The organism is Streptomyces sp. W16, assembly GCF_033194735.1.
Lineage (GTDB): Bacteria > Actinomycetota > Actinomycetes > Streptomycetales > Streptomycetaceae > Streptomyces.
Genome location: NZ_JAWOAI010000397.1, coordinates 1 through 9340, shown reverse-complemented (window position 1 = coordinate 9340; position 9340 = coordinate 1). Strand labels below are relative to the sequence as shown.

General features: G+C 69.5%; 10 protein-coding genes and 1 pseudogene. 6 read left to right on the top strand and 5 right to left on the bottom strand.

Annotated elements, in window-relative coordinates; all coding sequences use genetic code 11:
- Together R6V09_RS37475 and R6V09_RS37470 are read left to right on the top strand one after the other, a co-directional pair.
- Window positions 1–471, top strand: a pseudogene (locus R6V09_RS37475) (DEAD/DEAH box helicase); the annotation flags it as partial.
- Between the two features lie 156 nt (window positions 472–627).
- On the top strand, window positions 628–1506 hold the full coding sequence (locus R6V09_RS37470) for an alpha/beta fold hydrolase (RefSeq protein ID WP_317885938.1): 879 nt from the start codon (window positions 628–630) through the stop codon (window positions 1504–1506).
- 24 nt (window positions 1507–1530) lie between these two features.
- Here the strand turns inward: R6V09_RS37470 and R6V09_RS37465 are convergent, their stop codons facing one another.
- Complete coding sequence (locus tag R6V09_RS37465) at window positions 1531–2424, bottom strand: NYN domain-containing protein (RefSeq protein WP_317885937.1); 894 nt, start codon at window positions 2422–2424, stop codon at window positions 1531–1533.
- A 196-nt stretch (window positions 2425–2620) separates the two neighbouring features.
- Between R6V09_RS37465 and R6V09_RS37460 the strand changes: the two genes are divergently transcribed.
- Complete coding sequence (locus R6V09_RS37460) at window positions 2621–2773, top strand: hypothetical protein (protein ID WP_019058373.1); 153 nt, start codon at window positions 2621–2623, stop codon at window positions 2771–2773.
- A gap of 100 nt (window positions 2774–2873) precedes the next feature.
- On the opposite strand, the gene R6V09_RS37455 is transcribed toward R6V09_RS37460, so the two are convergent.
- The 3 genes from R6V09_RS37455 to R6V09_RS37445 all read right to left on the bottom strand — a co-directional run bounded on the left by R6V09_RS37455 (window position 2874) and on the right by R6V09_RS37445 (window position 5211).
- The gene (locus tag R6V09_RS37455; protein WP_317885936.1) at window positions 2874–3479 is read right to left on the bottom strand and encodes a MarC family protein; all 606 of its coding nucleotides are present in this window, start codon (window positions 3477–3479) and stop codon (window positions 2874–2876) included.
- Window positions 3480–3538: 59 nt separating this feature from the next.
- Window positions 3539–4396, bottom strand: a complete 858-nt coding sequence (locus R6V09_RS37450) for a PHP domain-containing protein (protein WP_317885935.1) — start codon at window positions 4394–4396, stop codon at window positions 3539–3541.
- 173 nt (window positions 4397–4569) lie between these two features.
- A complete protein-coding gene (locus R6V09_RS37445) occupies window positions 4570–5211 on the bottom strand; it encodes a DUF6758 family protein (RefSeq protein WP_317885934.1) in 642 nt (213 codons plus the stop codon).
- A gap of 148 nt (window positions 5212–5359) precedes the next feature.
- Between R6V09_RS37445 and R6V09_RS37440 the strand changes: the two genes are divergently transcribed.
- Window positions 5360–6601: an MFS transporter gene (locus tag R6V09_RS37440; RefSeq protein WP_317885933.1), complete on the top strand. Its 1242-nt coding sequence runs from the start codon at window positions 5360–5362 to the stop codon at window positions 6599–6601.
- Window positions 6602–6643: 42 nt separating this feature from the next.
- Here R6V09_RS37440 and R6V09_RS37435 read toward each other — a convergent pair whose 3' ends face one another.
- Window positions 6644–7240 carry a suppressor of fused domain protein gene (locus R6V09_RS37435; RefSeq protein ID WP_317885932.1) on the bottom strand — a complete coding sequence of 199 codons (597 nt, stop codon included), beginning with the start codon at window positions 7238–7240 and terminating at the stop codon, window positions 6644–6646.
- Between the two features lie 544 nt (window positions 7241–7784).
- On the opposite strand from R6V09_RS37435, the gene R6V09_RS37430 reads away from it, so the two are divergent.
- Window positions 7785–8903 (top strand): magnesium and cobalt transport protein CorA, encoded by a 1119-nt coding sequence (locus R6V09_RS37430; protein WP_317885931.1) that lies wholly within the window; start codon window positions 7785–7787, stop codon window positions 8901–8903.
- A gap of 22 nt (window positions 8904–8925) precedes the next feature.
- Window positions 8926–9340, top strand: a 415-nt coding sequence (locus R6V09_RS37425) for a hypothetical protein (RefSeq protein ID WP_317885930.1), incomplete at its 3' end; no start/stop codon positions are given.

The window sequence follows — 9340 nt, the reverse complement described above, 5'->3', positions numbered from 1 at the left end:
CGGACCCGCAAGGCCGTCGCCGACATCCCGGCCCAGGCGGTCGAGGAGCAGGGCAGCGCCGCAGAGGCGTCGCTCGACTCCGCGGAAGGCACGGAGCCGAAGCCCCGTCGCCGTACGACGCGCAAGGCCGCCGAGGCCCCGGTCGCGGCGGAGCCGACGGTCACGGCGGAGGCCAAGCCTCGTCGGACCCGGAAGACCGCGGCTCCGGCCGAGGTCGTCGCCGTCGACACGGCCGAGGGCGCGGAAGCCAAGCCGCGTCGTCGTACCGCGACCCGCAAGGCCGTCGCCGACATCCCGGCCCAGGTGGCCGACGAGTCGGAGGTCAAGCCGCGTCGCCGTACGACCCGCAAGGCCGCCGAGGCCCCGGTCGCCGTGGAGACGACGGAGGCAGCCGAGACCAAGCCGAGGGTGCGCCGTCCCCGCAAGGCCGCGGCGACAGCGACAACGGCGGCGGAGGCCGGCGAGAGCTGATCGCCCCCGAAGGCCGCAACACCGAACGGCCCGGCCCACTCCACGTGGGCCGGGCCGTCGGCGTTCCCCCTCCGCCCACCGCGCCCGCTCCCCCGTTAACCCCGGTTACACCCTCCCGTCTCCAGCCCGCTCAGCTCCGCCGGATAACCTCGGGCCATGAGTAGGCCCCCCACCTTCACCCCGCCCCCCGGCGCTCGCGCGTACCCCCTGCGGACCGGTCGCGGTGAGTTCGCCGTCGTGGACGCGCCCGTGGCCGACGGTGTCGAGCCGAAGGGGGTCGCCCTGCTGCTGCCGGGATTCACCGGGAGCAAGGAGGACTTCAACCCGTTGCACGTGCCGCTCGGCGCGCGCGGGTATCGGACGGTCGCCGTGGACGGGCGGGGGCAGTACGAGACGGACGGGCCCGAGCACGACGAATCCGCCTATGCCCAGGACGAGTTGGCGCGGGACGTGCTCGCGCTGGCCGAGGCCGTCGGCGCGCCGGTGCACCTGCTCGGGCACTCCCTCGGCGGACAGGTCGCGCGTGCCGCCGTACTCCTGGACCACGCGCCGTTCGTGTCGCTGACGCTCATGGCGTCGGGGCCGGCGCAGATCTCGGCCTCACAGCAGGAGCGCGTGAAGCTGTTGCGGGACGCGCTCGCCGTGCTGTCGATGGCCGAGGTGTGGGAGGCGGTCCAGGCGATGGAGACGCCCGAGGAGACCGAGACCGGCGGCGCGCTGGACGGGGGGCTCGACGACCGGGAGGACCTGCGGCGCCGTTGGCTGGGCACGAAGCCGGCCCAACTCATCGCCACGGGACGCCAGTTGTGCGTCGAGCCGGACCGGATCGCCGAACTGGCCGCCGTCCCGCTGCCGTTCCACGTCCTGTCGGGCTCGCGCGACGACACCTGGCCGGTGCCACTCCTCGACGACATGGCCGTACGGCTGAAGGCGCGGCGGACGGTCGTCGCGCGGGCCGAGCACTCACCGAACACGGACCAGCCGGCCGCGACCGCCCGGGCCCTCGCCGACTTCTGGGACACGGCCGTCCGATAAATGGTCAGTACTGCGTCCGAACAGTCAGTACTGCGTCTGCAAGTGCTCCCAGAACCCGTCCCGCAGCGCCCGCCGCAGGTCGGACTGCCCCCGCAGGGAGTACTGCAGCAGCCCCTCCGCCTCCACCAGCAGATCCTGGTCGACCGAACCGGGCAGATACGGATGCCCGGGCAGCAGCTCCACCAGCGCTTCCCGCCCCCGCGCGGCGAGCCACTTCGCCGCGATCTGCGCGCCCACGAACCGGACGTCGTCGCGGGTGGGCCGGGTGGCGGCGGCCTCGTAGGTGGCGGTCGTGCGCCGGGAGACGTACGGCTTGAAGAAGTCGAGGTCGAAGGTGCGCTGGCTGTCGACCTCCCAGAGGAGCGGCTCGGCCTGGTTGCGGCCCTCGGGGGCCTCGATGCCCCACAAGTGGACGCGGGCGCCGTACCCTTGGGCCGCCTCGACCGCCGACACCAGGTCCTCGTCGCCGCCGATGAGGGCCGCGTCGCTGATGGCGCGGTGCCGGGCGAGGGACTCCAGGTCGGAGCGGATGAGTGAATCGACGCCCTTCTGCTGGTTGTTGGCGTTGAGATTGCCCAACCGGACCTTCACGTCCGGGAGTTCGGCGATGGCCTGCTGCTCGGCGGTGTGGATGCGGCGCCGGGCACCGTCGTACCAGTAGACGCGCAGCAGCCGGCTGTCCGCGAAGATCGTGCGGGCCTTGTCGATGAGCGCCTCGATGAGGCCCTCGGTGTCAAGGTCGAAGGTGCGCCGGTCCTCGGTCCCGGAGACGAGCCGGCCCGCGGCTGCATACAAATACCCGGCGTCGACGAAGATCGCATGCGTCGAGGGCGTCTTCGCCACTTCGGCGAGCATGCGCTGCAGCAGCTCGTTCGTGCGGTCGATGCGGGCGCTGAGGGCCGCGAGGTCGTCGTTCATCGCCTCCATTGTCCCGGCGGTCACGCTGCGAACACAACCGGTCCCGGTCAGTCTCGTGGCGATCCCTTACCGGTCAATAGTTAGGCGTTCGAAAAATTTCCTTAGCGTAGGGAATGTTTGTAACACGCATCCCGTTGACTACATCAGTACCCAAGTAGTTCTCCTCAGGAGGATGACCAGACGAAGGGAGAAGCCAATGCGCTTCGAAATCATGCGTCTCGACGAGGTCGACGGCACCACCGTGGACAGCACCGTCGTGGACGCCGCCTCCGTCAATCGGATCGTGCAACAGGCCGCCGCCATAGGACAGCGACTGTGGATCCGCCCCGCCGAGACCAAGGCCTCGTAACACCTACGACACTTACCCGCGTACCGAAGACGGATCGCGACCACACTTCAGAACCCCCGTACGGCACCGACGCCGTGCGGGGGTTCCGCGTTCACGGGCCTCAGCTCGCCCGGATCACCTGGGTGATCCCGTTGATGATCTGCTGCACGGCGATGGCCGACAGCATCATCCCCGCGAGCCGCGTGACGAGCACGACCCCGCCGTCCTTGATGACCCGGATGATCAGCAGCGAGTACCGCATCACCACCCACAGCACGGCATGGATGGCGAGGATCGCCGTCCACACCGACACCTGCGTGGCCACACTGTCGGCCTTCTGCACGGCGAGGATGACGGACACGATCGCACCGGGCCCGGCGAGCAGCGGCATGCCCAGCGGGACCAGCGCGACGTTGACGTCCTTGGTCTGCTGGGGCTCGTCGGTCTTGCCGGTGAGCAGGTCGAGCGCGATCAGCAGGAGCAGCAGTCCGCCCGCGATCATCAGTGCGGGCACGGAGACATGCAGATAGTCGAGGATCTGGTGCCCGAGCAGCCCGAAGACGGTGATGACCCCGCCGGCCACGCAGACGGCCTGGAACGCCATCCGCTTCTGCACCTTGGCCGGCCGTCCGGCGGTCAGCGCGAGAAAGATCGGGGTGATCCCAGGGGGATCCATGATGACAAAAAGGGTCAGGAAGAGAGAGCCGAAGACGGCGACGTCGAACATGGGTGAGCCACAAGCCTTGCAGAAGAGAGTGAGCGGAGACGATCGGTCGGAGGCGAGGGTCAGACTCCGCCGGCCCCCGGCACCGGGAACGCCCCGGTCGCACGCCGCGTGATCTCGCCGTAGACCTCGGGATCGGTCGTGTACTCACCGAGCTGCACGGACTTACGGCTCCCGTGGTAGTCGCTGGACCCGGTGACGAGCAGCCCGAGTTCCTTGGCGAGCCCCCGCAGCCGCACCCGCGTCTCGTCGTCATGGTCCATGTGGTCGACCTCGATGCCGTCGAGCCCGGCCGCGGCCATCTCGGCGATGGCGGACTCCGGCACGGTGCGCCCCCGCTTGCTGGCCCCCGGATGCGCGAAGACGGTGACCCCGCCCGCGGCCTTGACCAGCCGGATCGCCTCGAACGGAGCGGTCTCGTGCTTCGCCACATGGGCCCGGCCGCCGTCGGCCAGCCAGTCCACGGTGAAGGCGTCGTTCACGGTCGGTACGACACCCAGCTCGACCAGCGCGGTGGCGACATGCGGCCGTCCGACCGACCCCTCACCGGCGATCCGCGCGACCTGCTCCCAGGTCACCGGCACACCCAGCTCCTGAAGCCGCGCCACCATGGCCCGGGCCCGCGGCACCCGGTCGTCCCGCACCAGCTCCCGCTCGGCGAGCAGCGCCGGCTCCTCGGGATCGAAGAGGTAGGCCAGCATGTGCATGGACACCCCGTCGATCCGACAGGACATCTCAGCCCCGGTGACAAGCGTGAGCCCGGCAGGCAGAGCGTCGATCGCCTCGGCATACCCCCGACTGGTGTCGTGATCGGTCAGCCCGACAACGTCCAGCCCGGCAGCGCCGGCATTCCGCACCAACTCGGCGGGCGAGTCCGTACCGTCGGAGGCCGTGGAGTGGGTGTGCAGATCGATACGCACGCGCAGACTCCAGACGGTGACAGTACAAAAAGGGACCACTCAAGGGTAACGGCAACCCCGGGGGCCCCATGAACACCCTGCAGGGCAGCCAACCCAGGGGCGCGGGGAACTGCGCGACCAGCCACAACGAACCCGCACCCGCCCCACAACCGACCGAGGCACCCCCCTAGGCGCTACGGCTCAAGCAAGCGCGGCGACAACGCCCCACAGGGCACAAGATCAACCTCAGCCCCCGCATCCCGCAAATCGGTCAACACCAGCTCGTCGTACATCAACAACCCCGACTGCTCGGGCCACACCACGGCCCACAGCCACAACCCCAACGCCTCACCGGCAAAAACGGCCCGATCATCAGGCGCCGTAGCCACATGCCACAACGGCGTAGGCCGCCCGGCCGCCAGCAGCTTCGCCTGCGGCGGCTTCTCGACACTCATGTACGGCCCCGGATCCGGCCCGTCGATCCCCGCGTACCGCGCCCCGAGCCCGACCCCCAGCTCTTCGGCGACGAGGATCAGCTCGCCCATACCGCCGAGCGGCCCGGGCCCGGAGCACGCCACAGCCGTCGCACGACCACCGCTCCGGTCGTCGCCCGCGCACGCCACGCCCGTGAACAGCCAGCCGACCGGCAGGGGCCACGGCATCCACACGGGTACCTGCGTGCGATGCACGACGACGCTGAGGGCCTCGACGCTGGGCGGGATCACGGGCTGCAGCGGATGCACCGTGCCATGGACATCGCACTGCCAGGAATCGGCGAAGAGTCCGGGAGCCCTGACCCGGCCACCACACTTCGGGCAACTGGGTTCGCCCCTCATAGGGCCCCACGGTCCTACCCTCGCACCCCCACGTCAAGGACGATCACCCGTCCGGACGGGACCACTCACGGAACGAAACTAGATGCATCTTGCATTTATTACCCTGCCTAACTTACTATGTGTATACACCAACTACTTGGGAGGAAGCATGGACGGGACGGACGACCCCTTCGACACAGGAGCCGGCGCCGGCAGCCTGCTGCGGCAGCCGAAAGCCGTATGGGCCACCGCCGGCGCCTCGGTCGTCGCCTTCATGGGCATCGGACTCGTCGACCCGATCCTGCCGTCGATCGCCAAGGGCCTGGACGCCACGGCGAGCCAGGTCTCCCTGCTCTTCACCTCGTACTTCCTGATCACCGCCATCGCGATGCTGGTGACCGGCTTCGTCTCCAGCCGTATCGGCGGCAAGAAGACCCTGCTCCTCGGCCTTGCCCTCGTCGTGGTCTTCGCCGGCCTCGCCGGCACCTCGGGCTCGGTCGGCGAACTCGTCGGCTTCCGGGCCGGCTGGGGCCTCGGCAACGCACTCTTCGTGTCCACGGCCCTCGCCGTCATCGTCGGCGCGGCGGCCGGCGGCAGCGCCGCGGCGATCCTGCTCTACGAGTCCGCCCTGGGCCTCGGCATGGCCTGCGGCCCGCTGCTCGGCGCCCTGCTGGGCAACCAGAGCTGGCGCTACCCCTTCTTCGGCACCGCGTTCCTGATGGCGATCGGCTTCCTGTGCATCACGGTGTTCCTGAAGGAGCAGCCGAAGCCGGCCCGGAAGACCTCACTGCTCGACCCGCTCAAGGCGCTCGGCCACGGAGGACTCGCGTCCGCAGCGATCTCGTCCTTCTTCTACAACTACACGTTCTTCACCGTGCTGGCCTTCACCCCGTTCGTGCTCGACATGACCCCTTACAAGTCGGGTGCCGTGTTCTTCGCCTGGGGCCTGCTGCTCGCCGTCTTCTCGGTCTTCGTCGCCCCGCGCCTGCAGTCCCGGTTCGGCTCGCTGAAGGTGCTCGGTGGCTCGCTGGTGCTGCTCGCCGTCGACGTGCTCGTCCTCGGTTACGGCAGCCACACCACCGCCATCGTCTGCACGGTCCTGTCCGGTGCCTTCATCGGCGTGAACAACACCGTCTACACCGAGCTCGCCCTCGGCGTGTCGGACGCGCCGCGCCCGGTGGCGAGCGCGGGCTACAACTTCGTCCGCTGGTTCGCCGCAGCCGCCGCGCCGTTCTTCGCGCCGAAGATCGAGGGGTGGAGCAACATCCACATCCCGTTCGTGGTCGCGGCGGTCACCGCGGCACTGGGCGCGCTGGTGGTCCTCGTACGCCGGAACGCGCTCACCCACGAGGCGGAGGTGCTGGAGCCGAAGCACGCGACCGAGGACAGTGTCGCGGTGTTCGCCAACTAGCCGATTCCCGGCCGCCGTTGGTGAGCTTGCTCACTCCGGCTGTCAGTCGAGCGGGACGGACTTGCGGGACGGATCCCGTAGGTCCGTCCCGTTCGTCAGCCAGCGCTCCTGGAGAGCCTGGGCGCCGTGGACGCGCTTCCAGGCGGCCTCGTTCGGGGTCATCGGGAGCAGCGGCAGGAAGCGAACGGGGTCGAGGGGCGCGTCGAGTTCCAGGTCCTCGACCAGGCCGCCCGGCTCGGCGACCAGCACCGAGGTGAAGGGGGCGCCGGGCCACAGCGGATCGCCCACGTCGAGCGAGGCGCCGGGGGCCACGACCACGCCCTCGACCTGCGGGGACGCGGCGAGTACGGCGAGCGGGCGGAGCACCTTGTCCGTGTCGGCGAGGCCACCGCGCACGGACAGGACCAGTTCGGCACGCGGGCCCGCGACCGGGTCGGCGAGCATCGCCGTGGGGTCGCTCATGGGCTGTGCGGACATGCCGAGCGTGGCGTAGCGGACGATGCCGCCCTCCTGGCCGGTGTCCTGGAAACGCAGTACTTCGACGCGGTCCGTGCCTAGGAAAGTGACCGCGGCGCGGGCGTCCGGTTCGCCCAGCGCGGTACGCAACCGTGCCTCGACCAGAGCAAGAACATCAACCATGCGGGGAGCATAGAACTCGTCAGTACCGGGCAAAGCAGCGCCTTGACACTTCGGCCGGCTGATAGTCTGGGCCGGTCGTTCGGGCAGCACGCAGATGGGGGTACCTCCCAGGCCATTAGGGCACTGGGGGAGTCGCGATCAAGTCCCGACGCCGTTGAGACTCCCCTACGGGGGACCGGCCGGAGGAGGTGGGGCTGCAATGGACCGAAGTCGGCCTGGCAGTACCACCCGCTCTTCCGACCGTTGATGTCGTCGCTCTGGCTCTAGCCCCTCCAGCCGGCTGCCGCCGCTCGCACTTCTTCACTGTCGCGGAAGAGCACTTCGTTTCCTTTTCCTGATCTGCCTGATCCGTTCGGTGTACCCGATCCGACCGATCTGTCTGTTCCGAAGTCAGTGCCTGTATCAGTAGCGAAACTCGCCACCGCGACGGTGCGGTGCTCCCCGCTTTGTGGACGTGCCAAACATCCGCACACAGGACGTCCCCATTCCGGGCAGTTCCAACCGTCGTTGGCGCCTTTCGTTGCTCGTCGCGAAGGAGCCCGCCATGTCGATGATCCGCGACCTGCGTGCCGTGGTCCGGCCGTCCCGCCCCTCCCTGCGCAAGGACGGCGGCGCGTACGACACCACCCGCGACCCCGGCACTCCCTCGGCCGTCGTCGACTGCGCCGTCTACCGCGACGGTGCCCGTGTCGACACCGGCAAGCCGCTGACCCCGCACGAGGCGATGCGCCAGGTGCGGCGCGACGGCGGCTTCGTGTGGATCGGGCTGCACGAGCCGACCGAGGCCGAATTCAGCGGTATCGCCGGGGAGTTCGGGCTCCACCCGCTCGCCGTCGAGGACGCCGTACAGGCCCACCAGCGGCCGAAGCTGGAGCGCTACGACGACTCGCTGTTCACCGTCTTCAAGACCATCCACTACGTCGAGCACGACCAACTCACCGCCAACAGCGAGGTCGTCGAGACCGGCGAGGTCATGTGCTTCACCGGGCGGGACTTCTTCATCACCGTCCGGCACGGCGGCCAGGGTTCGCTGCGGGCGCTGCGGCACCGGCTGCAGGACGACCCCGAGCTGCTCGCGCGCGGTCCCTCGGCGGTGCTGCACGCGATCGCCGACCATGTCGTCGACGGCTATGTCGCGGTCGCGGACGCGGTGCAGGACGACATCGACGAGGTCGAGACCGAGGTGTTCACGCCGGGCCGCAAGGGCGGGGTCTCGCGTGGTGTCGACTCGGCGCGGATCTACCAACTCAAGCGCGAGGTACTGGAGTTCAAGCGGGCGGTGTCGCCGCTGCTGCGTCCCATGCAGCTGCTGAGCGAGCGGCCGATGCGGCTGATCGACCCCGACATCCAGAAGTACTTCCGGGACGTCGCCGACCATCTCGCGCGGGTCCACGAGCAGGTCATCGGCTTCGACGAGCTGCTCAACTCGATCCTCCAGGCCAACCTGGCGCAGGCGTCCGTCGCACAGAACGAGGACATGCGGAAGATCACCGCGTGGGCCGCGATCATCGCCGTACCGACGATGGTGACGGGCGTGTACGGCATGAACTTCGAGCACATGCCCGAACTCCAGGCGAAGTACGGCTACCCGGTGGTGCTGACCCTCACGGTCGGCGTCTGTCTGGTGATCCACCGCACGCTGAAGCGCAACGGCTGGCTGTGAGCGGCCTGGATAGGCTGAGCCCATGACTAGCAGCGAGCTGCTCGACCAGGCCCTCGTCGAGGAGGCCACGAAGAAGTCCGGCCTCGTCTGGGTCAACGGTCCCGGCGTCCCGGCCCGTGCCCTGTGGCACGTCTGGCACGAGGGCGCGGCCTGTCTGATCGGCGACGGTCCGGGTGAGCAGCCGCTGCCGGGGCTGACCGACGGCGGCGCCGCCGAGGTCACGGTCCGCAGCAAGGACAAGGGCGGCCGGCTGGTCGTATGGACGGCGAAGGTGGTGGAACTGGCGCCGGGCTCCGAGGCCTGGACCGCGACCGTCGGCGAGCTGAAGGGCAAGCGGCTCAACGCGCCCGACGGCGAGGCGATGACGGAGCGCTGGGCGCGCGAGTGCCGGGTGCTGCGGCTCGAACCGACGGGCGCTACGGCCGAGTTGCCGCAGG